We start from the raw sequence: 22,811 nt of genomic DNA, 5'->3' as shown, positions 1-22,811 counted from the left end.
ATGACCGACACCGCTCTCACCACGCCGAGCACCAGCGCCGATGCGGCTCACGGCGTGAGCCTCACCGAGGCCGCCGCCGCCAAGGTGCGCTCGCTGCTCGAGCAGGAGGGCCGCGATGACCTGCGTCTGCGGCTCGCCGTCCAGCCGGGCGGCTGCTCGGGGCTCATCTACCAGCTCTACTTCGACGAGCGGGTGCTCGACGGCGACGCCCTCCGCGACTTCGACGGCGTCGAGGTCGTCGTCGACAAGATGAGCGTCCCCTACCTCGACGGCGCCTCGATCGACTTCGAGGACACCATCCAGAAGCAGGGCTTCACGATCGACAACCCGAACGCGGGCGGCAGCTGCGCCTGCGGTGACAGCTTCCACTGATCGGTCACGCGCGCATCCACAGCGCGAACGATTCTCGACAAGGGCCCGCCTACCGGCGGGCCCTTCGTCTATTGCGCACCACCAGGGGTCCTCGGTGAGAATCGGCCGATTGGCAGACTGTTCGGAGCGTCGTGAGGCGGTCGGCCCGTCGCCTGTGACGTAGACTGACGAGTGTTCCCCGCCCCCGCCACGAGAGGTCTCCGGTGCGTTCCAACCGACGTCTTCGATTGACGGCGATCCCGCTCGCCATCGTCACCACGGTCGCCCTCGCGGGCTGCACGACTCAGCAGACGCTCGGCTGGCTGCCCACCGAGCCCGGCACGACGAACCAGGTCGACCGGGTGATCGGTCTCTGGGTGACGTCGTGGATCGTGTTGCTCGTCGTGGGCATCATCACGTGGGGTCTGATCATCTGGGCCGCCATCGTCTACCGCCGCCGTCGCGGCCAGACCGGCCTGCCGGCGCAGCTGCGCTACAACATGCCGATCGAGGCCTTCTACACGGTCGTGCCGCTCATCCTCGTGCTCGGGTTCTTCGCGTTCACCGCTCGCGACCAGGCTGAGATCGAGGCGCCGCTCGCCGACCCCGACACCGTCATCGAGGTGTACGGCAAGCGCTGGGCGTGGGACTTCAACTACATCACCGAGGACGTCTACTACGCGGGCATCCAGGCTCAGGAGACGGGGCCGAACAACACCATCGACCCCGAGAGCCTCCCCACGCTCTACCTGCCGGTCGGCCAGAAGGTCGAGATCCGCATCGAGTCGCGCGACGTCATCCACTCGTTCTGGATCATCGACTTCCTTTACAAGAAGGACATGATCCCCGGCAAGACGAACTACTGGTACTTCATCCCCGAGAAGGAGGGCAGCTACACCGGCAAGTGCGCCGAGCTGTGCGGCGAGTACCACTCGCTCATGCTCTTCAACGTCGAGGTCGTCTCGCAGGCCGAGTACGACGAGTACATCGAGTCGCTGCGCGCCGAAGGCAACGTCGGCCGCCTCGGCCCTGAGCTCAACACGAACACGAACCTGCCGGGCACCACCGGCGCGACCGAAGAAGAGGAGTGAGCGGCTCATGACCACGACCGCACCTCGCCCGAGTGTCTCGGGCCCCGCGCCTGAGCACGTTTCGCCGACCGTTGGCCGCAAGGGCAACGTCTTCGTTGGCTGGATCACGACGACCGACCACAAGACGATCGGGTACATGTACCTGATCACGTCGTTCGTGTACTTCCTCATCGGCGGCGTCATGGCCCTCGTCATCCGTGCGCAGTTGTTCGCCCCGGGCCTCGAGATCGTCGCGACGAAAGAGCAGTACAACCAGCTCTTCACCATGCACGGCACGATCATGCTGCTCATGTTCGCGACGCCGCTGTTCGCCGGTTTCGCCAACGTCCTCATGCCGCTGCAGATCGGCGCTCCCGACGTCGCCTTCCCACGCCTCAACGCGTTCGCGTATTGGCTCTACTCGTTCGGCTCGTTCATCGCCGTCGCCGGGTTCCTCACCCCCCAGGGCGCCGCCTCGTTCGGGTGGTTCGCGTACGCGCCACTCTCGAGCCAGACCTTCTCGCCAGGCCTCGGCGGCAATATGTGGGTCTTCGGTCTGACGTTGAGCGGTTTCGGAACCATCCTGGGCGCAGTGAACTTCATCACGACGATCATCACCATGCGCGCGCCGGGCATGACCATGTGGCGTATGCCGATCTTCACCTGGAACACGCTCGTCACCTCGCTGCTCGTTCTCATGGCCTTCCCGGTGCTCGCCGCCTCGCTGTTCGCCCTCGGTTCCGACCGGATGTTCGGCTCGCACGTCTTCGATGCGGCGACGGGCGGCGCCATCCTGTGGCAGCACCTGTTCTGGTTCTTCGGGCACCCTGAGGTCTACATCATCGCTCTGCCGTTCTTCGGCATCGTGTCGGAGATCATCCCTGTCTTCAGCCGGAAACCGATCTTCGGCTACAAGACGCTCGTCTACGCGACGATCGCGATCGCGGCGCTCTCCATGACCGTGTGGGCTCACCACATGTACGTGACTGGGTCGGTGCTGCTGCCGTTCTTCGCCCTCATGACGATGCTCATCGCCGTGCCGACGGGCGTGAAGATCTTCAACTGGATCGGCACCATGTGGCGGGGTTCGGTAACCTTCGAGACGCCCATGGTCTTCACCCTCGGCTTCCTGATCACGTTCGTCTTCGGTGGTCTCACGGGCGTCATCCTGGCGTCGCCGCCGCTCGACTTCGCGGTCTCCGACTCCTACTTCGTCGTCGCCCACTTCCACTACGTGGTGTTCGGCACGGTCGTGTTCGCGATGTTCGCCGGCTTCTACTTCTGGTGGCCGAAGTGGACGGGCAAGATGCTCAACGAACGTCTGGGCATGATCCATTTCTGGACGCTGTTCATCGGCTTCCACACCACGTTCCTGGTGCAGCACTGGCTCGGGGTTGTGGGCATGCCGCGACGCTACGCGACGTATCTCGTCGACGACGGATTCACCTGGATGAACCAGTTGTCGACCTTCGGGTCGATAATCCTGGCCGCTTCGATGGTGCCGTTCTTGCTCAATGTCTACATCACGGCTCGTCGCGCACCCCTCGTCACCGTGAACGACCCGTGGGGCTACGGCCGCTCGCTCGAGTGGGCGACGTCGTGCCCGCCGCCGCGCCACAACTTCACCTCGATCCCGCGCATCCGCTCGGAGTCGCCGGCGTTCGACCTGAACCACCCCGAGGCCAGCATCCCGCTCGGCATCGGACCGTTCAAGGACGCCCCTGACGCGCCGGTGCTCGACATCGACGACAACAAGATCAAGTAGGGCAGGCCATGAAGACGACCATCAACCTCTTCTGGGTTCTCACGGGGTTCTTCGCTCTGCTCACTGTGGTCTACGTCGTGTGGGCGATCATCGACACCGGTCAGGTCGAGTGGGTGGGCGCCATCGCGATAGGCCTGTCCATGATCCTCTCGGCGTTCATCGCGGCCTACCTGCAACTGGTGTTCCGCAACCAGGGTGGCGAGCTCGCCGAAGACCGTCTCGATGCCGATATCGACGACGGCGAAGCCGAGCAGGGCTTCTTCTCGCCCTGGAGCTGGTGGCCGGTCGCCCTCGCCGGTGGTGCTGCCCTCGTATTCCTCGGCCTCTCGATCTCGTTCTGGATCGTCGCGTACGCGGTGCCCCTCGCGCTGCTTGCCCTCGTCGGCTGGGTCTACGAGTACTACCGCGGCAACTTCGGGCGCTGACGTGACCGTTGTGCGCCGGGCCGCGGCGTCGGATGCCGATGCCGTGTTCGACCTCGTGCGGCAGCTCGGCGCAGCGTTCGTCCCGGTGCGATCGGCTTTCGACGAGAGCTTCTCCGCCATCGTCGAGAGCGCGGATGACGACGTCCTGCTGCTCGTCGCGGAGAACGCCGACGGCGTCGTGCAGGGCTACGCCCTCACGACGATCGCGCGCCTGCTGTCGACCAACGGTCTCTCGGCGCAGCTGCAGGAGATCGCCGTCGACGAAGACGCCCGCGGTCTCGATCTCGGCACCGCGCTCGTGCACGAGGTCGAGACGGAGTGCATCCGCCGCGGCGTGCGCCAGCTCACGGTCGCCGCTCGCCGAGCCGGAGGGTTCTACGACCGTCTCGGCTATTCGCAGAACGCCGAGTACATGCGTCGGGTGTTCTGACCCGAGGTCGCCGGTTATGACCGTTCTCGTGACCACCGAGCGGCTTCTGATCGATCCGCTCGGTCCTGCCGACGCCGAGGCGTTCGCGTCGTACCGGCGCATGCCCGAGGTCGCGCGGTTCCAGACCTGGGGCACGGACTACTCGCTCGCGGATGCCGAGTCACTCATCGCCGAGCAGCCGGCGCAGGGCATCCCGAACCCGGGGGAGTGGGTGCAGCTCGCCCTGCGACGACGCGAGAACGTCCACGAGGCGTTACTGGGAGATGTTGCGGTGGGGGCAGACGCCGATCAGCCCGACACCTTCGAGCTCGGGGTGACCCTCGACCCACGTCACCAGGGCAACGGGTACGCGAGCGAGGCACTCGCGGCGGTCATCACGTGGCTCATGGTCGATCGCGGGGCGCATCGCATCGTGATGCAGGCGACGCGCGCAACACGGCGGTGCTCGCTCTCATGCGGCGGCTCGGATTGCGGCACGAGGGCACGATGCTCGAGGGCGACTGGTTCAAGGGCGAGTGGACGACGCTCGAGCGCTTCGCGCTGCTCCGCCGCGAGTGGGTGTCGAACTGACGCGTGTCGCTCGCTGACGCTCGCACCCGCACGGAGCGCACGATCGAGCTGCAGCCGTTCGAGCTTGCTCGCACGCCTCTGACCGGGCAGCAGTTCGCGAGCGTATCCGCGGCCCTGCACGAGCGTGCGGAGCGGGGTGGCCTCGGGCTCGACCCGTCGACGCCGGTGCACGGCGTGTCGTGGTGCGAGGCGATCCTGTGGTGCAACGCCGCGTCGCAGCACGCCGGCCTGCGTCCCGCCTACCGGTTCGACGGCGACCGCGTGGAGTGGGACGCGGCAGCGGACGGATTCCGGCTGCCGACCGAGGTCGAGTGGGAGCACGCCTGCCGTGCCGGCAGCGACGGTCCCCACTACGGCGAGCTCGCCGAGGTGGCCTGGACGAGCCTCGACGACGTGGAGGCGCCGCAGCCGGTCGGGCGCAAGCGTGCGAACGCGTTCGGCCTTCACGACATGCTCGGGAACGTCTGGGAGTGGGTCTGGGATCACGCCGACACCGCACGGTACGGCGACTACCGCGTGCTGCGCGGAGGAGGATGGGCCGACCGCCCCTGGAGCGTGCGGGCATCCGTGCGCCGGGGGAGCGCCCCCGATGCGGTCATCGATGATGTCGGCCTCCGGGTCGCTCGGGGTGCTGTCGTCCCTCGTGGGACGGATGAGTTGCAGGGCTGGTCGCGCACCGACGACGCCCGGCGCGCGCACGTGACGGGACCGCTCCCGATCGGCTGGACGCCGCTCGAGCACGCTCTCCGCTGACGAGACCGGGGGCCGGTGCATGTCGACCGCGGAGAACGTGCCCCAGAAACGGAGTCGGCCCCGCCCTCCGATGAGAGGACGGGGCCGACGGGGGGCGGTCCGCTAGTGCTTCTGCGACTCCAGCTCGTTCATCGTGACCGGCGCGATGCGGTCTTCGAAGAACCAGCGTGAGAGCCCTGCGCGCACGCGCTGGGTCACCGTGATCTTGCCGTCGTCGTTCGGACGCACCATGAGCGGCTGGTACTCGTCGAAGCTCACCAGGCGCCAGCGCTCGAAGTCGTCGAGCTGCTCGTGCACCTCGATGTACTCGCCGCCCGGCAGGCGCACGACGCGGCCCGACTCGAAGCCGTGCAGCGCGATCTCGCGATCCTTGCGCTGCAGCGCCAGGCAGACGCGCTTCGTGATGAAGAACGCGATGAACGGGCCGACCACGGTGGCGAACTGCAGAGCGTGGATGACGCCCTCGATCGTGAGCCGGAAGTGCGTGGCGATGAGGTCGGAGCTCGCCGCTGCCCAGAGGGCTGCGTAGAACGTGACACCGGCGGCGCCGATCGCCGTGCGCACCGGCGCGTTGCGAGGACGCTCGGCGATGTGGTGCTCACGACGGTCGCCCGTGACCCAGGCCTCGAAGAACGGGTAGAGCGCGACCGCGGCCATGAACACCAGGAGACCGACGAGCGGGATGAGCACGCCGAACGCCCAGGTGTAGCCGAACGGGTCGATCACATCCAGGTTCGGCGGGATCAGGCGCAGGGCACCGTCGGCGAAGCCGATGTACCAGTCGGGCTGCGTTCCGGCCGACACCGGCGAGGGGTCGTACGGCCCGTAGTTCCAGATCGGGTTGATCGTGAAGAACGAGGCGATCAGCACGATCACGCCGAACACGATGAAGAAGAAGCCGCCGGCCTTGGCCGCGAACGCCGGCAGCACCGGCGCACCCACGACGTTGTCGTTCGTGCGACCGGGAGCGGCGAACTGCGTGTGCTTGTTGACGATCAGCAGCACCATGTGGATGCCGATGAGGGCGATCGTGATCGCCGGCAGCAGCATGATGTGCAGCACGTAGAGGCGCGGGATGATATCGGTGCCCGGGAACTCGTCGCCGAACAGGAGGTACGAGATCCAGGCGCCGGCGACAGGAACGGCCTTGATCATGCCGTCGATGATGCGCAGGCCGTTGCCGGAGAGCAGGTCGTCCGGGAGCGAGTAGCCGGTGAAGCCGAGCGCCATGGCCATGACGAACAGCAGGAAGCCGATCACCCAGTTGAACTCGCGCGGCTTGCGGAACGCGCCGGTGAAGAACACGCGCAGCATGTGCAGACCGATGGCCGCCACGAACAGCAGAGCTGCCCAGTGGTGCACCTGGCGCATGAGCAGACCACCGCGGATCTCGAACGAGATGTCGAGAGCCGAGTGGTACGCGACCGACATCGGGATGCCCTGCAGGGGCACGTACGAACCCTCGTACTCGACCTCGGTCATAGAGGGGTCGAAGAAGAAGGTCAGGAAGGTGCCGCTGAGCAGGATGACGATGAAGCTGTAGAGCGCCACTTCGCCGAGCATGAACGACCAGTGGTCGGGGAAGATCTTGCGGCCGAGGGTCTTGACGGCGGTCGAGGCGCTCGTGCGCTCATCGACGTAGTTGGCCGCCCAGCCCGTGAACCGCATGCCGCGCCCGGGCGCGGTCTCGGCCGACGGTGCCGGCGGGGTCGCAGTGGTACTCACAGTGCACGCTCCCAGAAGCTCGGACCCACAGGTTCGGTGAAGTCGCTCTGCGCGACGAGGTAACCCTCTTCATCCACAGTGATCGGGAGCTGGGGGAGGGGACGGGCCGCCGGTCCGAAGATGACCTCGCAGTGGTTCGCGACGTCGAACTGGGACTGGTGGCAGGGGCACAGCAGGTGGTGCGTCTGCTGCTCGTACAGCGCGACGGGGCACCCGACGTGCGTACAGATCTTGGAGTAGGCGACGATGCCGTCGTACGACCAGCTCGCGCGCTCGGGAAGCTCATTGAGCTCGTCGACAGGGAGGCGCATGAGCAGCACGGCCGCTTTCGCCTTCTCTTCGAGCCGGTGCGACTCGAGCTCGGCGAGCCCCTCAGGAATGACGTGGAACGCCGACCCGATGGTGACCTCGGACGCCTTGATCGGCGTGCCGGAGGGGTCGCGGGTCAACCGCGTTCCGGCCTCCCACATCGTGTGCTTCAGCAGCGCCACGGGGTCTTCCGCGGGCGCGAGGTCGCGGAACAGCGCGATCGCGGGGATCGGGGTAGCGATGACAGCACCGATGAGCGAGTTGCGCACGAGGGCACGACGGGTGAAGCCCGATTCGGCGTTGGCCTCGCGGAAGATCTCGACAGCGCGTTCGCGCGACTCGTCGCTTCCGCGGGTCGGGTGGCGCTCCTCGACGAGTTCGTGACCGTGCATCAGAGCTTTCGACCAGTGCACCGCGCCGATGCCGACGCCCAGGAGGCCGAGCGTGATACCGATGCCCAGGAACATGTTGTTGAGACGGATCGAGCTCGGGTCGAGCTCATCGATCGGGAACAGGATGTACGCGGCCACGGCGAGCACGCTTCCGACGATCGAGAGGAAGAAGAGCGCGCTGATCGTGCGCTCGGCCTGCTTCTCCTTTTTCGGGTCGAGATCGGTGACGCGCAGCCGCTCGGGCGGGAAACCCGGGTTGGGGATCCGGTCGGCGCGCACCACAGCGACAGCGGGCGCGGGCGCCGAGTGATCCTGCTGCTGGGCGACAGCCTTGCCCGCGGTCTCGCCGCTGGCGCCGTCGTGTGCCTCAGCCAATGGTCGTCCTTTCCTCGAAGTTCGTGCGGGCCTAGTTCGACTTCGCGGTGAGCCAGATGGTCACACCGACGAGGGCGCCGAGGCCGAAGATCCAGATGAAGAGGCCCTCGGAGACGGGGCCGAGCGAGCCGAGGTCCCAGCCGCCGACGGAGGGGTTCTCCTGCACGTACAGCAGGTACGTGATGATGTCGTTCTTGTCCTCCGGCGTGAGGTTGAGGTCGCTGAAGACGGGCATGTTCTGCGGGCCGGTGACCATGGCGCCGTAGACGTGCACCGGGTCGACTCCGGCGAGTCCAGGAGCCCACTTGCCCTCGGTGAGGGCGCCGCCGGCGCCCGCCACGTTGTGGCACATGGCGCAGTTGATGCGGAACAGCTCGGCGCCGTTCGCCGCGTCACCATCGCCCGCGATGTAGCGGTCGGCGGGAACGGCCGGGCCGGGTGCGAGGTCGGCGACCCAGGCGGCCATGGCGTCGATCTGGTCTTGCGTGAACTGCACGGGCTTGACCTCGGCCTGCGGGCCCGAGGCCGCCATCGGCATGCGTCCGGTTCCGACCTGGAAGTCGACCGCGAGGGCTCCCGCGCCGATCAGCGTCGGGCCAGCGGCGGTTCCTTCGGCATTGAGCCCGTGGCAGCTCGCGCAGTTCGCGGCGAACAGCTTGCCGCCCTCGTCGATCAACTCGGCGCTGGCCGCGGTGGTCTCCGCGGTGGCAGTGGTCGTGGCGAGCGCGTAGGCGCCGCCCGTGGCGAGGAGGCCGACGACGAGCAGCGCGGTGGTGGCCAGCGGGTGGCGGCGACCAGCGCGGCGGGCGGATGCAGGAGTGGGTGCCATGGTGTGGTGCGTCTCGATTCTGCGGATCATTGGAGGACGTAGATGACGAGGAAGAGGCCGATCCAGACCACGTCAACGAAGTGCCAGTAATAGGACACCACGATCGCGCTGGTCGCGTCCCGATGAGTGAAGGTCTTCACGGCGTATGCCCGGCCGATCACCAGGAGGAACGCGATCAGACCGCCCGTCACGTGGAGGCCGTGGAAGCCCGTCGTGAGGTAGAAGGCCGAGCCGAAGGCGTCGGAGTCGAGCGTGACGTACTCGCTCACGAGAATCGAGTACTCGTAGATCTGGCCGACGACGAAGACGGCGCCCATGGCGTAGGTGAGGAAGAACCACTCGACCATGCCCCACTTCATGGGGCTCCAGCCGGTGCGCTTCGCCTGGAGCCGCTCGGCGGCGAAGACTCCGAACTGGCAGGTCACGCTCGAGAGCACGAGGATGATCGTGTTCACGGTCGCGAACGGGATGTTAAAGAGCTCGGTGCCCTGCTCCCACAGCTGGGGCGAGGTCGACCGCAGTGTGAAGTAGATGGCGAACAGGCCGGCGAAGAACATCACCTCGCTTCCCAGCCAGACGATCGTGCCCACGGCGACGACGTTGGGTCGGTTGATCGTGGGCGCGCTGAGCGAGCTCGAAAGCGAGGTACTGGTCACCTGTTCATTATGACCGATGAAACTGGAGGTTCGGGCCGGGCGACACCCCCGATTCCGACGGGAAAGTAGCATCGAGGCATGTCGACGACCCCCACCTGGCCCCGCATCCTCACCCGCATGCTCGATGGTGACGATCTGTCGATCGCAGAGGCCGCCTGGGCCATGGAGCAGGTGGTCTCGGGGGAGGCCACGGAGGCTCAGCTCGGGGGGTTCCTCGTCGCTCTGCGGGCCAAGGGCGAGACCGTCGACGAGATCGTCGGGTTCCGGGATGCTGCGCTGCGGCACGCGCGCTCGATCGAGATCGACTCCATGGTTCTCGACATCGTCGGAACGGGAGGCGACCCGTACGGAGCCGTCGTCAATGTGTCGTCCATCGCATCCATCGTCGTCGCCGCCGCAGGCGTGCCCGTCGCCAAGCACGGCAATCGAGGCGCGAGCTCGGCGTCGGGGGCCTCAGACGTGCTCAGCGTGCTCGGCGTGAACATCGAGCTCGAGCCCGAGCGCGTCGCCGAGGTGTTCGGCGAGGTGGGCTTGACCTACCTCAACGCCGCCGTGTTCCACCCGGGCTTCCGCCATGCGGGCCCGCCCCGGCGTCAGCTGGGTATCTCGACCGTCTTCAATATCCTCGGGCCGCTCTGCAACCCCGCGCGCCCCGAGGCCTCCGCTGTCGGCGTCGCGAGCCTCGACCGGGTGCCGCTCATGGTTGGCGTCTTTCGCACGCGCGGCGCTACCGCACTGGTGTACCGCGGCGATGACGGCATCGACAAGATCACGACCACGGGGCACAGCCACATCTGGGAGGTGTCGCGCGGTTTCGTCACCGAGCACGATCTCGACCCGCGCGAACTGGGGATCCCGACCGCGGCGATCGACGAGATTCTCGGGTCGACTCCCGAGCACAACGCGGGGCTCGCTCGCGCCGTGCTCGCCGGTGAGGCCGGCCCGGTGCGCGACATCGTGCTGCTCAACGCGGCGGCGGGGCTGGTGTCGTACCGACTCGCGCAGGACCCGGAGCAGCTGCGCCGGCCGCTGCTCGAGCGACTCGATGAGCAGCTCGCCGTCGCGGCCGACGCGATCGACTCGGGTGCTGCTGCGGCGAAGCTCGAGTCCTGGGCCAGGGCCACGCAGCGGCACGCATAGGTCGCCCGGCTGGCTCTGTCGGCCAACACCGTGGCTTCCGGCGGAGGCCGTGCGCTGCGGCGCACGGTGTTGACCGTTTGGCACGCTCTCGCTGCCAGCCCTTGCGATTGCGCGGCCCGGAGGTCAGACGTGGGGCGGATGTACCGGCTCACGCGGCACCATGCCGGAGCCCTCGAGCACCTCGAAGACGAGCTGGGTCTCGACATGGCGCACGTGCGGGTGGGTCGTGAGGTGCTCGAGCACGAGCTCTCGCAGCGCGGCGGCCGACTCCACCGCGACGTGCAGCAGGTAGTCGTCGGCCCCGGCAACGTGGAAGGCCGTGAGCACGCTCGGCAGCGACCGCACGCGCTGCTCGAAGCCGCGGATCTGCTCGCGCCCGTGGGTGCCGAGACGCACGGTGATGAGCGCTTGCAGGGTGAGTCCGAGCGCGGCCGGATCGATGTCGGCGCGGAAACCACGGATGACGCCGCGGTCGCGAAGCGAGCGCAGCCGCTGGGTGCACGTCGACTCGGCGATGCCGACCCGGGCGGCGAGCGCGGCGTTGGTAAGGCGCCCGTTGCGCTCGAGCTCGGCGAGCATCGAGAGGTCGATGGCGTCGAGGGATGCGGGGCGCGCGTTCTGCGGATCCGATGAGCCGAGCATCCCGCCAGCATGAAGCATGCGCGTCGCAAGCGTCAATCGGCGCAGAACCTGCGGTTTCATCTCACTTCTGCCGCAGAGAGCGCCAGAATCGACGCATGACGAGCAACGACGCTTCGGGTCTGCACGACGCCTTCGAGACGATCGCCGTGCGCGCGGGGCGCGGCGACCTGACCGCGCTGGGCGTGCACGCGTTGCCGATCGACTTGTCGACGACGAATCCGCTGCCGGACATCGACGCCGGGGGAGCGTCGTACGAGGCGATCGCGACCGGCGGGCATCCGACCGAGGGCGGCAACGTCTACGCGCGGCTGTGGAATCCGACCGTCGCGCGCTTCGAGGAGGCGCTCGCCACGCTCGAGGGTGCTGCTGAGGCCGTGGCCTTTGCTTCGGGCATGGCAGCCTTCTCGGCCATGCTCCTCGCGGCGATGAACCGCGGTCGGGGCCGGCATGTCGTCGCGGTGCGCCCGCTCTACGGCGGCACCGATCACCTGCTGGCCTCGGGGCTGCTCGGCGCTGAGACGACGTTCTGCGCCCCCGACGAGGTCGGCGATGCGGTGCGCGACGACACGTGCCTCGTCGTCATGGAGACACCGTGCAACCCCACGCTCGAGCTCGTCGACATCGCCGCGATCGTCGCGGCGGCGGGCGACGTGCCGGTCATGGTCGACAGCACCTTCGCGACGCCCGTGCTGCAGAACCCGCTCGCGCAGGGCGCAGCCCTCGTGCTGCACAGCGCCACGAAGTACCTGGGTGGCCACGGCGACGCCATGGGGGGAGTGGTCGCGACGAGCGCCGAGTGGGCGACGGCGATCCGCCCTGTGCGAGCCATCACGGGCGGGCTGCTCCACCCGCTCGGCGCCTACCTGCTGCACCGCGGGCTGCCGACGCTCGCGCTGCGCGTGCGCGCGCAGCAGGCGACGGCGGGGGATCTGGCCGTGCTGCTGGCCCAGCACCCCGCCGTCGCGCGCGTGCACTACCCGGGCCTGCCCGGATCCGACCCGCGCGGGCTGCTCGGCACGCAGCTGCGCGGGCCCGGGGCGATGCTGGCCCTCGACCTGGCGGGGGGATACACGGCCGCGCAGGCGCTCACGGGATCGCTGCGGCTCTTCACGCACGCCGTGTCGCTCGGGGGCGTCGATTCGCTGGTGCAGCATCCGGCATCGCTCACGCACCGCCCGGTGGCGCCGGATGCCCGCCCCGGGGCTGGCATCGTGCGCCTGTCGATCGGCCTCGAGTCGGGGGTCGACCTCTGGCGCGACCTCGAGGCCGCGCTCGACGCCGTGCTCGACGGCGCCGCGCTCGAGCATTCGCCGGTTCAGACCTCGGCGACGTAATACCAGCGCCCGCCCTCGCGCACGAACGTGCTGCGTTCGCGTTGGGAGCCACGGGCGTCGGGGGAGCGCCAGAACGCTTCAAACTCGACCTCGCCTCGGGCGTCGAGCGGGCCGCCGGCCGAGCGGTCGATGATGTCGAGGCGGTACCAGCGCAGTTCGGGGTCGAGCTCGAGGGTCGCGGGCCTCGTCGAGGGGTGCCAGGTCGCGAGCAGGTAGGCGGCGTCGCCGACGGCGAAGGCGCTGAAGCGCGAGCGCATGAGCGCCTCAGCCATCGGGGCGACGGCGTCGCCGCGGTGCGGCGGTTCGCAGCACTCGGCGTAGGGGAGTCCGCTCAGGCACGGGCAGCGCATCATCATGCGCTCGTGCGCAGAACCTTCTCCATCGCCTTGCCCTTGGCAAGCTCATCGACAAGCTTGTCGAGGTAGCGCACTTGCTGCATCAGCGACTCCTCGATCTCTTCGACCCGCACGCCGCAGATCACGCCGGTGATGAGCGAGGCGTTCGCGTTGAGGTGCGATTGGGCAAAGAAGTCGGCGAACGTCGTCTGGTCGGCCACGTGCTGTGCAATGGCGGCACTGTCGAACCCCGTCAGCCAGGTGATGACCTCGTCGAGCTCTGCCGGCGTGCGGCCCTTCCGCTCGAGCTTGGCGATGTAGAGCGGATACACCTGCCCGAACGGCATGCGCGCGACGCGCTCGAGGGTTGCGGGTGCCGTCGCCATAATCAGTTCTCGATGAGTCGCAGCATCGTGCCGTCGAGGTCGACGAGGAAGGCTGCGCGGGCTCCCCACGGCTGGTGCTCGATCGGCGTCAGGCGCGGGATGCCCGTGACGCCGTGCGGGATGCTTGCGAGAGCGAACGCCGCGTGCAGGTCATCCAGGTCGTCGACGCGGAGGTTCGCCTGATGGTCGCTCGTCGCCGGATCGAGATCGCGGTGAGGGAAGAACTCGAGCGTGAGGCCACCGCGGCTCATGATGAGCCAGCCCGCGTCACGGTAGCTCTCGACGAACCCGAGCGCCTCGTAGAACGCGGCGGTCGCGTCAAGATCGCGCGATGGGAGCGTCGGGACGGCGCGGTCTGTCATGCGGGGAGTGTATCCATCAGGCGGGCACGGGTGCAGTACGGGGCCCGTGTGCGCTACGGTCTGGCGCACGACGAGGGAGGGTGGTGTTTCGTGAAGTTCATGATCAGCGTGATCGATAATGAAACTGATTCGGGAAACTCCGTAGAGATGGCGGCGATCGACGCGTTCAACGCGCAGTTGCAGAGCGCAGGCCAGTTGATCATGGCGGAGGGCTTGGCCTCGCCTCGGGCATCCGTCGTCGTCGACAATCGCGGGGGAGCGGGGCTCGTCACTCCCGGCCCGCTGCACGACACCGAGCAGTACGTCTCGGGGTTCTGGATCATTGAGGCGGCCGACCGGGATGCGGCGCTCGCGCTCGCTGCCGAGGGGTCGCGCGCCTGCAACCGCGTTGTCGAGCTGCGGCCGTTCTTCGGGGGATATGCGCCGGCTATGCCGTCGGCACGGCTGCGCCGCTGACGACCTGCCAGCGGCCGTCCACGATGCGCCACGAGCGCGAGTAGGTGAGCGTTGCTTCGATGCGATCGCCGTTCCACAGGATGACCGCGTCGACGGCCGTCTGCGTCTCTCCGGCGCCGTCGTGCTCGGTCGAGTGACGCGACAGCGCGGTGAGGCGTTCGAAGCGCGTGGCGCCCGTGCGATGCGATTCGAGGTCGTCGAGTTTGCCGATGGTCGTGCCATCGGGAAGCGTGAACGCGAGCTCGTCGGCGATGAGCGCGTCGAGCGTTTCGAGGTCGCTCGTGCGCATGGCGTCGAGCAGCAGGTCTTCGGCGTCGTCGAGGGATAGGCCGTGGGCGTCGAGAGTCGGCATGCTTCGAACCTATCGACGGGGAGAATGCTCGGGGAGAGAGGCTGAAGCACGCTCAGGGCGAACAGCCCTCGTCGCGCGTGACGCTCACTGACATAATGTGGATTATCGGATAACACAACCCGATCTCGATCTATGAGTCTGCTGAGATAACACTGGTGTGATCCTTTCGGATACGTGCAGTGTGGTTCACTTGTTTTCGGAGGGGAGTATCCCCGTCTTGTGTCGCGTCGTCACTCCGATCCGTCCGCACGGATCCGGCGCCACGGGCCGACCTCAGACCTTTTCGGCCGGGAAAGACCTCCTGAATCGCCTCATTGACCATTCAGGAGTTCCTTCATGGACGTACCCCTCTGGCTCTGGATCGCCGTGCTCGGCGTCATCCTCCTCATGCTCGCGATCGATCTGTTCGCCCATCGCAAGGCCCACGTCATCGGCGTACGCGAGGCCGCGGTGTGGTCGATTATCTGGGTCACGCTGGGCGTCGCCTTCGGCGGCTACATCTGGTGGGAGTACGGCGCCGAGCTCGGGCAGCAGTACTACGCCGGCTACCTGATCGAGAAGTCGCTGGCGGTCGACAACGTGTTCGTGTGGGCGATCATCTTCGCCTTCTTCGGGGTGCCCCGCGAGTTCCAGCACCGCGTTCTCTTCCTCGGCGTGATCGGCGCGCTCGTCTTCCGGGCGATCTTCATCGCCCTCGGCGCCGTCCTCATCGACCAGTTCTCGTGGATCCTCTACGTCTTCGCCGCATTCCTGCTCTACACCGGGTACGTCATGATCCGGAAGCGCAACGAGCACATGGATGTCGCGAACTCCAAGATCCTCAAGACCTTCAAACGTTTCGTGCCGATGACCGACGCCTACCACGGGCAGAAGTTCCTCATCCGCAAGGCCGGCGTCATCGTCGCCACTCCCCTCCTCGCCGTACTCGTGCTCGTCGAGGTGACCGACATCATCTTCGCCGTCGACTCGATCCCTGCGATCTTCGGCGTGACGAGCGAGCCGTTCATCGTGTTCACGGCGAACGCCTTCGCGATTCTCGGTCTGCGCGCGATGTACTTCTTGCTCGCCGACCTCATGCACCGCTTCATCTACCTGAAGCTCGGCCTGGCCTTCGTGCTCATCTGGGTCGGCATCAAGATGCTGCTGCTCGACGTCTACAAGATCCCGACGAGCGTCTCGCTCGGCGTCGTCGCGCTCATCATCACGATCTCGATCGTCACGAGCCTTCGTGCTACCCGCGGAGAGGGGCGCCACGCCGTCGAGGTCGAGAACGCTCCCCCGTTCCGCATCGCGAGCGAGGCAGAGCAGGCCGAGGCAGAGCCGGTCTGGCGGCGGCCGTCGCGTCGCGCGGCGGTGATCGCCGACTCCTCCTCGTCCCCTGTGCAGGGTGACGGGCCCTCCGATCAGGATGCTGCGACCGAGCGCAGCAGCCGCGCCGGGTCGTAGGGCTCGACGGGTAGACCGGGGGCGGGCTTCTCGATTGAGAGCAGCTCGCCCTCGGTCTCATTCCAGCGTGTACCGGCGTCGTCCGATGGCGAACCAGACGAGAGTGCCCAGCAACGGAGCGAAGACCACGACGGCTGTCCATCCGGCCGACTCGAGCACCGACATGGATCGATACCGGCGGATGATCGACACGAGCCCCACGATCGCGATGCTCACCAGCACCAGCGGCACGATCGAGTAGACGAGGTCGAACCACGCGGGAGCGACCGGATCGACGAGCTCCTGCGCGATGACGAGCATTCCTGGGCCGATGCCGGACAGATCCGATGTCATGTCGAGAGTCTCTCAGACTCCCCCGGCGGCCGTGCGAAGCAGGCGCGGCAGGTCGTACGGCTCGAACGGCTGGCCCGAGCGCAGCAGCTCGTCCGCGGTGAACCACCCGTGCTGCGTCATATCGACGTGCTCCGACTCGGTCCAGTTCGTCGAGACCGGCTCGAACCGCTCGCACCGCAGAAGAAAGTACTCGGCGTGGCCGCGGTCGTGATCCGCTTCGTCCCACGCGACGTCGAAGTCGAGGCTCCACACGGGCTCCCCCACGCTGTCGACGACGAGTCCGGTCTCTTCGAACAGCTCGCGGATCGCCGCCTCTTCGTGGGTCTCCCCCGGGTCGACTCCCCCACCGGGCGTGATCCAGCGCGCGAACCGCGTGGAATCGGGCGCGGCTGTCATGAACAGCAGCGCGGCCCCGTCCTCGTCCATGAGAATGATTCGGGATGTCCGGCGCAGGCCCGGGGTCGGGGCCACGTCGCTACTCCCCCGAGGCGTCGGCGCTGAACGCGGTGAAGTAGCTCACATCGCCCACGAGCCGCGTGTTGTCGGCCGGAACCGGATCGACCGCGGCCTGCGCGACCTCGGCCGCGAACTCGCTGACGTTGTAGAGCTTGCCCGCCGCTTCTTTCCGCGCGTCGATCGCGCCAGGCGCGGCGCGCTCGAGCAGGGTCGCCGTGATGGTGCCCTCGATCATGTCGCCCGACACAACCGTGAAGCCGATGCCCTTGGCCTCGAGCGTCGGGATGAGCGCCCGCAAGGCGTCCTCCCCCGCGCGCTTCGACGAGGCGACGGCCTCGTACTCGGGCATCGTCGGCACCGTGCGGATGAAGTGCGCCTGGTGGCTCGTCACGAAGACGACGCGGCCGCCCGGGCCCATGAGCTCGGCGCCCTGCGTCAAGACGTTCACCTGCGCGTCCCGATTGAGCTTGAGGGCGTAGTCGTCGCCCATGCCCGACTCCATGCCCCCGGAGGCGTTGAGCACGAGGATGTCGAGGCGGCCGAAGCGCTCGCGCACGGCATCCATCATCGCCGCAACGGACGCGGCGTCGGTGAGGTCGGCGCCGATGGCGATCGCCTGCCCGCCCGCGGCCTCGATCTCGGCGACGAGCTTCTCGGCGCGCGGCGCCTTGGCGCGGTAGTTGATAACGACGTTCGCGCCGGCCGCGGCGAAGTACTTCACCGTGTCGGCGCCGATGCCGCGCGAGGAGCCGGTCACGAGGGCGGTTGTGCCGGCGAGCGAGCCGGGCTGCAGAGGGCTGTTCACGGTTCACGACCCTACCGGCTGCGCGGTCAGGGCGCGCTCCGAGAGCCCGGTGATAGCGTGAGCGGAGCGCGGTTTTCTGAGGGAGGGGCGACGTGGTCGATCTGACGCAGTACCTCTGGATCGTGTGGCTGGTCTTCGTGATCGTCTGCGTGATCATCGAGGTTCTCACGCTCGAGTTCACGTTCCTGATGATCGCTGCCGGGTCGCTCCTCGGGGGTCTCGGGTCGAACCTCCTCGGGGCCGAATGGTGGGTTCAGATCCTCGCCGCAGCGATCATCGCCGGCCTGCTGCTGTTCACCATCCGGCCGCTGCTCCTGAAGACGCTCGATCGCGGGCGTGAGCCGGCGCGCACCAATGTCGATGCGCTCGTGGGCATGGCCGCTCGCGTCACGACGGCCTTCGTCGACGGCGCCGGCTATGTCAAGCTCGCCAACGGCGAGACCTGGACCGCGCGCCTCGATGTCGAGGACGACGCTGCAGTTCTGGCGGAGGGCGATCGCACGATCGTCGTCCGCATCGAGGGGGCGACCGCTGTCGTGGCGCCCCGAGAGAGGAGCGAGACCGCATGATCTCTGCCGATGCATTCTTCGGGCAGCTGTTCGTGACCGCCCTGCTGGTGGTCGTCGGCATCTTCGTAATCGTCGTCATCCTGCGGTCGATCCGCATCGTGCCGCAGGCCTACGCGGGGGTCGTCGAGCGACTCGGGCGGTACCAGCGCACGCTGCAGCCCGGCCTGAACATCCTCATCCCCTTCATCGATCGACTGCGGCCGCTCGTCGACATGCGCGAGCAGGTCGTCTCGTTCCCGCCCCAGCCCGTCATCACCGAGGACAACCTGGTGGTGTCGATCGACACGGTCATCTACTTCCAGGTGACGGATGCCCGTGCCGCGACCTACGAGATCGCCAACTACCTCGCCGGTGTCGAGCAGCTGACCGTGACGACGCTGCGCAACGTGGTGGGTGGCCTGAACCTCGAAGAGGCGCTCACCAGTCGTGACAACATCAACGGCCAGCTGCGCGTCGTGCTCGACGAGGCGACGGGCAAGTGGGGTCTGCGCGTCAACCGCGTCGAGCTCAAGGCCATCGACCCGCCCCTGAGCATCCAGGACTCGATGGAGAAGCAGATGCGCGCTGAGCGTGACCGCCGCGCCGTCATCCTGACCTCCGAGGGTTCGAAGCAGTCGCAGATCCTCGAGGCGGAGGGTGCTCGCCAGTCGGCCATCCTCAAGGCGGAGGGTGAAGCCCAGGCGCAGATCCTCAAGGCCGAGGCCGAGGCGAAGGCGATCACGATCGTCTTCGACGCCATCCACAAGGGCAACCCCGACGCGCAGCTGCTCGCCTACGAGTACCTGCAGACCCTGCCGAAGCTCGCCGAGGGCGACGCGAACAAGCTCTGGATCATCCCGAGCGAGCTCACGGAGGCGCTCAAGGGCATCGGCCAGGGCTTCTTCGGGGCCGGCGATGGGGGCGCGGCCGCGAAGCCGGCACCCAAGGCCTGATGCCTGACGGGCGGTCTGCTGTCGAGCTGCCGTACTTCGCGCCCGCTCGGCCGCGCGTGCTGGCCCATCGCGGGCTCGCGATCGATGCGCCGGAGAACACGCTGCTGGCATTCGCTCACGCTCTCGCGCTCGGCGTGACGCACATCGAGACCGATGTGCACGCGAGCGCCGATGGTGCGGCTGTGATCGCGCACGATGCCGACCTCAGCCGCGTCGAGGGGCGTGCCCTGCGCGTCGCCGATCTCACCGTGGCCGAGCTCGCCCGGCTCGACCTCGGTGACGGCCAGCACATGCCGACTCTGGCGGAAGCCCTCGCGGCGTTCCCCGACGCGCGCTTCAACATCGATCTGAAGAGTGCCGATGCCGTGACGCCTGCCGTCGACGCGATCCGTGCCGCGCGCGCCGACGATCGAGTTCTCCTGACCTCGTTCAGCGAGCGCCGACGCCGGGCGGCTCTCGCGCAGCTGCCGGGCGTGGCGACGAGCGCCTCCGGTCCGCGGTTCGCCGCAGCGCTCCTGGCCTCGATCGTTCGCGGCGGCCCCGTCGTGCGATCCGCGCTCCGCGGGCTCCATGCCGTGCAGATACCGACGCGCGCGATCGGGCTCGACACGGTGTCGCCCGCGCGCATCCGGGCCTTCCACGCCGCGGGCGTCGAGATCCACGTGTGGACGATCAACGATGAGCCCGAGATGCGACGACTGCTCCAACTGGGCGTCGACGGAATCGTCACCGATCGTGCCGACCGCGCTGTGCGGGTGGTCAGCACACTGGGGTGACGCTGGCAAAGTTCTGGGAAGCACCCCCCGGCGGCTCTGCGCGGGGGGCCAACGGGTCTATACCTATACATGAACTTTGACTGCACGTCCGCGCCCACATCGCCGCGGCCGAGCGAGGACGCGGAGAGGACGCATGATGGCGGAGCGCACGTTGCGGGGCATGAGGCTCGGCTCGCAGAGCATGCAGAGCGAAGAGGGCGTCGAGTTCGCCGACCGGCAGCGCGCTCAGTACCGCACCGCCGACGGAGAGACCTTCGACGTCATCTTCTCCGCCGATGCCGAGCTTCCCGACACGTGGGAGTCGCCCAAGACCGGCCGTGACGGCGTGCTGCTCGCACCGGATGGAACGCCCGTCGACATCGAGATCGGCGAGATCAAGGCGCCCCGCACGCACTGGGACATGCTGCTTGAGCGCCGCACGCGCGACGAGCTCGAAGAGCTGCTGCAGGAGCGCCTCGAGCTGCTGCGCGCCCGTCGCGGCGGCGGCGAGCGACTGGGCGCCTGACTACGGCGTCGCTTCGCGGTGGATCGGGCCGCGGCCGAAGCGGGCCGACAGCCCCCAGCCGGTGACGCGCACGAGCGCTTCGGCCACGATGCCGGGCCCCATCTTCGAGCTGCCGTTTTCGCGTTCGACGAACGCGATGGGGTGCTCGAGCACGGCGCCGCCCGCTGATTCGACCCGCCAGGCGAGTTCCACCTGGAAGCAGTAGCCCTGCGACGACACGACGGCGCGGTCGAGCCCGCGCAGTGCGCTCGTGCGGTAGGCGCGGAATCCCGCCGTCAGGTCGTGGATGCTCGAGCGCAGCATCCACCGCGCATAGCGGTTGCCCGACCGTGAGATCGCGCGTCGCGGCCACGGCCAGTTGACCACGCGACCGCCGTCGACCCAGCGCGAGCCGATCACGAGATCGCCCGGACCGCTCTCGAGCAGCCCGAGCATGGCGGGCAGTTCGGCGGGGTCGTGCGAACCGTCGGCGTCGATCTCGACGACCGCCTCGTAGCCTCCCTCGAAGGCGCGTGCGAAACCGTGCAGGTAAGCGGCCCCGAGTCCCGCCTTCTCCGGACGGTGCAGCACGTCGATGTGAGCGTCGCGCGCCGCGAGCTCGTCAGCGATGCCGCCGGTGCCATCGGGCGAGCCGTCGTCGACGATGAGGATGTCGGCCTCGGGCACCGCGCGGCGGATGCGGTCGATGATCGAGCGGATGCTCTCGGCCTCGTTGTAGGTCGGCACGATCACGAGCGTGCGCATCAGCGCGGCCCGTCGGGCGTGTCGTGCACGCGGGTGACCGCTCGACCTCGCCGGCCGATGAGCAGACCGGCGAGGCCGATCGTGAGCAATCCGAAGAGGATGACACCCCACTCGACCGTGCGTCCCAGGGCATGGGCGGGCGTGACCGTGTCGCTCAGCGGAACCTCTTGCACCATGGTTCCGGGCTCGAACAGCGGCAGGCTGTCGAGGGTCGACCCGTCGGGCAGCACGATGGCGCTCGCGCCGACGGTCGAGGCGTTGACGAGCGCGCGACCCGACTCGATGGCGCGCAGGCGCGCGATCGCGAGCTGCTGCACGCTCTGATCGCTGACCCCGAAGTCGGCGTTGTTGGTGGGAGCGAGCAGCAGCTGGGCGCCCTCGTCGATCTGGCGGGCGAGCAGGTCGTCATCGACGATGTCGTAGCAGATCGAGATGCCCGCGATGACGCCGTCGAGATCGACTACGGTGTCGCGCTGCCCGAACGAGTAGTCGCGGGGCACGAGGTCGAACAGTCGCGGCGCGAGCGGGTAGAAGAAGTCGCGCGCCGGCAGGTACTCGGCGAAGGGCACGGGGTGCACCTTGTCGTACTGGTCGACCGCGCCCTCCCCCGCGCGCCAGAGCAGCACCGAGTTGAACGTCTCGGCGCCGTCGACGGTGATCGTGCCGGCGACCACGGGGGCGTCGAGTCGATCGCTCACGACGTCGAGCACGGAGGCCGCGTACTCGCTGCGCAGCGGGTCGAGGTCGCTCGCGTTCTCGGGCCAGACCACGACATCGAGATCGAGGTCTTGATCGAACAGCGGCCGTGTGGCGTCGTAGTGGTCCTGCAGAATCTGGCCCTGCTCGAATCGGGCGAACAGACCCGAGTCGGAGTCGCCCTGCACCGCGGCGACCGAGATCGTGCCTGTCGTGGCGATCGGCACGGCCGGCCAGACGAGCAGGGCGGTGGATGCTCCGGCCACGAGGATGCCGCGGCGCAGCATCCCGACCCGACGCTCGATGGCGACCGCGACGAGCAGGGCCGAGAACCACGCCAGCAGGAAGGTCAGGCCGGAGAACCCCACCCAGGCGGCCCAGTGCGCGAGAGGGCCTTCCGCCTGACTGTGCGCGAGGCGGCCCCAGGCGAAGCCGCCGAACGGGAAGACGCTCGCGACGGCCTCACGGGTCGTCCACGCCGCGGCGACGACCGCGGGGGTCAGGATCAGCCGTCCGGCGACTCCCGGCCAGGCCCGCGGAACCCAGCGCCATACGAGCGTGATGAGCACGCCGCCGAGCGCCGTGAACACCACCTGCGCGAGGGTGAGAGCGAGCCATGGCACGATCCCGAGATAGACCGTCAGCCACTCGATGAGGATCCCGTAGTACGAGAATCCGCTCACGGCGCCGACGAGCAGGGCGCCCGCGATACTGCGACCGCGCAGACTGGCGAGCACGAGCGCGGTGCCCACGATCGTCATCGGCCACCAGGCGATGTCCGGGTATCCGAGATCCATCAGCCAGCCGCCGGTGATGGCCATGAGCAGCGCGAGATCGAGCGAGAGCGGTCGGGCGACGACGGTCGCGCTGGCCGGGATCGTCGAGGTCACGA

Annotated in this window: 29 protein-coding genes and 1 pseudogene; 16 read left to right on the top strand and 14 right to left on the bottom strand. The window is 68.1% G+C overall.

Going from position 1 to position 22,811, the window contains the following annotated elements; all coding sequences use genetic code 11:
- The 8 genes and pseudogenes from ACTIE9_RS01720 to ACTIE9_RS01685 all read left to right on the top strand — a co-directional run bounded on the left by ACTIE9_RS01720 (position 1) and on the right by ACTIE9_RS01685 (position 5,364).
- The gene (locus ACTIE9_RS01720) at positions 1-372 is read left to right on the top strand and encodes a HesB/IscA family protein (protein ID WP_439563847.1); all 372 of its coding nucleotides are present in this window, start codon (positions 1-3) and stop codon (positions 370-372) included.
- A gap of 203 nt (positions 373-575) precedes the next feature.
- Positions 576-1,442 carry an aa3-type cytochrome oxidase subunit II gene (gene ctaC, locus ACTIE9_RS01715; RefSeq protein WP_439563846.1) on the top strand — a complete coding sequence of 289 codons (867 nt, stop codon included), beginning with the start codon at positions 576-578 and terminating at the stop codon, positions 1,440-1,442.
- 7 nt (positions 1,443-1,449) lie between these two features.
- Complete coding sequence (gene ctaD / locus ACTIE9_RS01710; protein ID WP_439563845.1) at positions 1,450-3,186, top strand: aa3-type cytochrome oxidase subunit I; 1,737 nt, start codon at positions 1,450-1,452, stop codon at positions 3,184-3,186.
- An 8-nt stretch (positions 3,187-3,194) separates the two neighbouring features.
- Positions 3,195-3,611 carry a cytochrome c oxidase subunit 4 gene (locus ACTIE9_RS01705; RefSeq protein ID WP_439563844.1) on the top strand — a complete coding sequence of 139 codons (417 nt, stop codon included), beginning with the start codon at positions 3,195-3,197 and terminating at the stop codon, positions 3,609-3,611.
- A gap of 1 nt (position 3,612) precedes the next feature.
- The gene (locus ACTIE9_RS01700; RefSeq protein WP_439563843.1) at positions 3,613-4,041 is read left to right on the top strand and encodes a GNAT family N-acetyltransferase; all 429 of its coding nucleotides are present in this window, start codon (positions 3,613-3,615) and stop codon (positions 4,039-4,041) included.
- 16 nt (positions 4,042-4,057) lie between these two features.
- Positions 4,058-4,459, top strand: a pseudogene (locus ACTIE9_RS01695) (GNAT family N-acetyltransferase); the annotation flags it as partial.
- Positions 4,460-4,482: 23 nt separating this feature from the next.
- Positions 4,483-4,611, top strand: coding sequence for a hypothetical protein (locus tag ACTIE9_RS01690; protein WP_439563920.1), 129 nt, complete (start codon positions 4,483-4,485; stop codon positions 4,609-4,611).
- Positions 4,612-4,614: 3 nt separating this feature from the next.
- Positions 4,615-5,364: a formylglycine-generating enzyme family protein gene (locus tag ACTIE9_RS01685; protein ID WP_439563842.1), complete on the top strand. Its 750-nt coding sequence runs from the start codon at positions 4,615-4,617 to the stop codon at positions 5,362-5,364.
- Between the two features lie 102 nt (positions 5,365-5,466).
- Here the strand turns inward: ACTIE9_RS01685 and qcrB are convergent, their stop codons facing one another.
- From qcrB to ctaE, 4 genes are read right to left on the bottom strand one after another with little or no spacing between them, the layout of a single operon-like run.
- Positions 5,467-7,032, bottom strand: coding sequence for a cytochrome bc1 complex cytochrome b subunit (gene qcrB / locus ACTIE9_RS01680; protein ID WP_439563917.1), 1,566 nt, complete (start codon positions 7,030-7,032; stop codon positions 5,467-5,469).
- A gap of 53 nt (positions 7,033-7,085) precedes the next feature.
- Positions 7,086-8,165: a cytochrome bc1 complex Rieske iron-sulfur subunit gene (qcrA, locus tag ACTIE9_RS01675; protein WP_439563841.1), complete on the bottom strand. Its 1,080-nt coding sequence runs from the start codon at positions 8,163-8,165 to the stop codon at positions 7,086-7,088.
- A gap of 31 nt (positions 8,166-8,196) precedes the next feature.
- Positions 8,197-8,994, bottom strand: a complete 798-nt coding sequence (gene qcrC / locus ACTIE9_RS01670; RefSeq protein WP_439563840.1) for a cytochrome bc1 complex diheme cytochrome c subunit — start codon at positions 8,992-8,994, stop codon at positions 8,197-8,199.
- Between the two features lie 26 nt (positions 8,995-9,020).
- Positions 9,021-9,650, bottom strand: a complete 630-nt coding sequence (gene ctaE, locus ACTIE9_RS01665; protein WP_439563839.1) for an aa3-type cytochrome oxidase subunit III — start codon at positions 9,648-9,650, stop codon at positions 9,021-9,023.
- 78 nt (positions 9,651-9,728) lie between these two features.
- On the opposite strand from ctaE, the gene trpD reads away from it, so the two are divergent.
- Positions 9,729-10,790, top strand: coding sequence for an anthranilate phosphoribosyltransferase (trpD, locus tag ACTIE9_RS01660; RefSeq protein WP_439563838.1), 1,062 nt, complete (start codon positions 9,729-9,731; stop codon positions 10,788-10,790).
- Positions 10,791-10,913: 123 nt separating this feature from the next.
- Here the strand turns inward: trpD and ACTIE9_RS01655 are convergent, their stop codons facing one another.
- Positions 10,914-11,432, bottom strand: a complete 519-nt coding sequence (locus ACTIE9_RS01655; protein WP_439563837.1) for an Lrp/AsnC family transcriptional regulator — start codon at positions 11,430-11,432, stop codon at positions 10,914-10,916.
- Positions 11,433-11,527: 95 nt separating this feature from the next.
- On the opposite strand from ACTIE9_RS01655, the gene ACTIE9_RS01650 reads away from it, so the two are divergent.
- Positions 11,528-12,766, top strand: a complete 1,239-nt coding sequence (locus tag ACTIE9_RS01650) for a trans-sulfuration enzyme family protein (RefSeq protein WP_439563836.1) — start codon at positions 11,528-11,530, stop codon at positions 12,764-12,766.
- On the opposite strand, the gene ACTIE9_RS01645 is transcribed toward ACTIE9_RS01650, so the two are convergent.
- The 3 genes from ACTIE9_RS01645 to ACTIE9_RS01635 are packed head-to-tail and all read right to left on the bottom strand — an operon-like array spanning position 12,748 to position 13,849.
- Complete coding sequence (locus ACTIE9_RS01645; RefSeq protein ID WP_439563835.1) at positions 12,748-13,122, bottom strand: YchJ family protein; 375 nt, start codon at positions 13,120-13,122, stop codon at positions 12,748-12,750. The two genes, ACTIE9_RS01650 and ACTIE9_RS01645, sit on opposite strands and share 19 nt — an antisense overlap.
- The gene (locus ACTIE9_RS01640) at positions 13,119-13,487 is read right to left on the bottom strand and encodes a DUF2200 domain-containing protein (RefSeq protein ID WP_439563834.1); all 369 of its coding nucleotides are present in this window, start codon (positions 13,485-13,487) and stop codon (positions 13,119-13,121) included. The genes ACTIE9_RS01645 and ACTIE9_RS01640 overlap by 4 nt, the downstream gene beginning before the upstream one ends.
- Before the next feature lie 2 nt (positions 13,488-13,489).
- Complete coding sequence (locus ACTIE9_RS01635) at positions 13,490-13,849, bottom strand: bleomycin resistance protein (protein WP_439563833.1); 360 nt, start codon at positions 13,847-13,849, stop codon at positions 13,490-13,492.
- A gap of 99 nt (positions 13,850-13,948) precedes the next feature.
- On the opposite strand from ACTIE9_RS01635, the gene ACTIE9_RS01630 reads away from it, so the two are divergent.
- The gene (locus tag ACTIE9_RS01630; protein WP_439563916.1) at positions 13,949-14,305 is read left to right on the top strand and encodes a YciI family protein; all 357 of its coding nucleotides are present in this window, start codon (positions 13,949-13,951) and stop codon (positions 14,303-14,305) included.
- Here ACTIE9_RS01630 and ACTIE9_RS01625 read toward each other — a convergent pair.
- The gene (locus tag ACTIE9_RS01625; protein ID WP_439563832.1) at positions 14,277-14,657 is read right to left on the bottom strand and encodes a nuclear transport factor 2 family protein; all 381 of its coding nucleotides are present in this window, start codon (positions 14,655-14,657) and stop codon (positions 14,277-14,279) included. The two genes, ACTIE9_RS01630 and ACTIE9_RS01625, sit on opposite strands and share 29 nt — an antisense overlap.
- Before the next feature lie 336 nt (positions 14,658-14,993).
- On the opposite strand from ACTIE9_RS01625, the gene ACTIE9_RS01620 reads away from it, so the two are divergent.
- Positions 14,994-16,103, top strand: a complete 1,110-nt coding sequence (locus ACTIE9_RS01620) for a TerC family protein (protein ID WP_439563831.1) — start codon at positions 14,994-14,996, stop codon at positions 16,101-16,103.
- 57 nt (positions 16,104-16,160) lie between these two features.
- Here the strand turns inward: ACTIE9_RS01620 and ACTIE9_RS01615 are convergent, their stop codons facing one another.
- The 3 genes from ACTIE9_RS01615 to ACTIE9_RS01605 are packed head-to-tail and all read right to left on the bottom strand — an operon-like array spanning position 16,161 to position 17,697.
- Positions 16,161-16,436 carry a PLDc N-terminal domain-containing protein gene (locus ACTIE9_RS01615; RefSeq protein ID WP_439563830.1) on the bottom strand — a complete coding sequence of 92 codons (276 nt, stop codon included), beginning with the start codon at positions 16,434-16,436 and terminating at the stop codon, positions 16,161-16,163.
- Positions 16,437-16,448: 12 nt separating this feature from the next.
- Positions 16,449-16,907 (bottom strand): NUDIX hydrolase, encoded by a 459-nt coding sequence (locus tag ACTIE9_RS01610; protein WP_439563829.1) that lies wholly within the window; start codon positions 16,905-16,907, stop codon positions 16,449-16,451.
- A gap of 4 nt (positions 16,908-16,911) precedes the next feature.
- Positions 16,912-17,697, bottom strand: a complete 786-nt coding sequence (locus tag ACTIE9_RS01605; protein ID WP_439563828.1) for an SDR family oxidoreductase — start codon at positions 17,695-17,697, stop codon at positions 16,912-16,914.
- 92 nt (positions 17,698-17,789) lie between these two features.
- Here ACTIE9_RS01605 and ACTIE9_RS01600 point away from each other — a divergent pair, with 92 nt between their 5' ends.
- From ACTIE9_RS01600 to ACTIE9_RS01585, 4 genes are all read left to right on the top strand, one after another.
- A complete protein-coding gene (locus ACTIE9_RS01600) occupies positions 17,790-18,266 on the top strand; it encodes an NfeD family protein (RefSeq protein WP_439563827.1) in 477 nt (158 codons plus the stop codon).
- Positions 18,263-19,198 carry an SPFH domain-containing protein gene (locus ACTIE9_RS01595; RefSeq protein WP_439563826.1) on the top strand — a complete coding sequence of 312 codons (936 nt, stop codon included), beginning with the start codon at positions 18,263-18,265 and terminating at the stop codon, positions 19,196-19,198. Before ACTIE9_RS01600 ends, ACTIE9_RS01595 begins: the two co-directional genes overlap by 4 nt.
- On the top strand, positions 19,198-19,974 hold the full coding sequence (locus ACTIE9_RS01590) for a glycerophosphodiester phosphodiesterase family protein (protein WP_439563825.1): 777 nt from the start codon (positions 19,198-19,200) through the stop codon (positions 19,972-19,974). Before ACTIE9_RS01595 ends, ACTIE9_RS01590 begins: the two co-directional genes overlap by 1 nt.
- A gap of 136 nt (positions 19,975-20,110) precedes the next feature.
- Positions 20,111-20,479: an RNA polymerase-binding protein RbpA gene (locus ACTIE9_RS01585; RefSeq protein ID WP_439563915.1), complete on the top strand. Its 369-nt coding sequence runs from the start codon at positions 20,111-20,113 to the stop codon at positions 20,477-20,479.
- Here the strand turns inward: ACTIE9_RS01585 and ACTIE9_RS01580 are convergent, their stop codons facing one another.
- Both ACTIE9_RS01580 and lnt read right to left on the bottom strand, forming a co-directional pair.
- Positions 20,480-21,223 carry a polyprenol monophosphomannose synthase gene (locus tag ACTIE9_RS01580; protein ID WP_439563824.1) on the bottom strand — a complete coding sequence of 248 codons (744 nt, stop codon included), beginning with the start codon at positions 21,221-21,223 and terminating at the stop codon, positions 20,480-20,482. It lies immediately after the preceding gene.
- Positions 21,223-22,809: an apolipoprotein N-acyltransferase gene (gene lnt / locus ACTIE9_RS01575; protein WP_439563823.1), complete on the bottom strand. Its 1,587-nt coding sequence runs from the start codon at positions 22,807-22,809 to the stop codon at positions 21,223-21,225. The genes ACTIE9_RS01580 and lnt overlap by 1 nt, the downstream gene beginning before the upstream one ends.
- Between the last annotated feature and the right edge of the window lie 2 nt (positions 22,810-22,811).

Origin of the sequence: Microcella sp. (assembly GCF_051860105.1) — a bacterium.
Lineage (GTDB): Bacteria > Actinomycetota > Actinomycetes > Actinomycetales > Microbacteriaceae > Microcella.
Note: the sequence above shows the minus strand (reverse complement) of the source record. Positions and strands in the feature narration are given on the sequence as shown.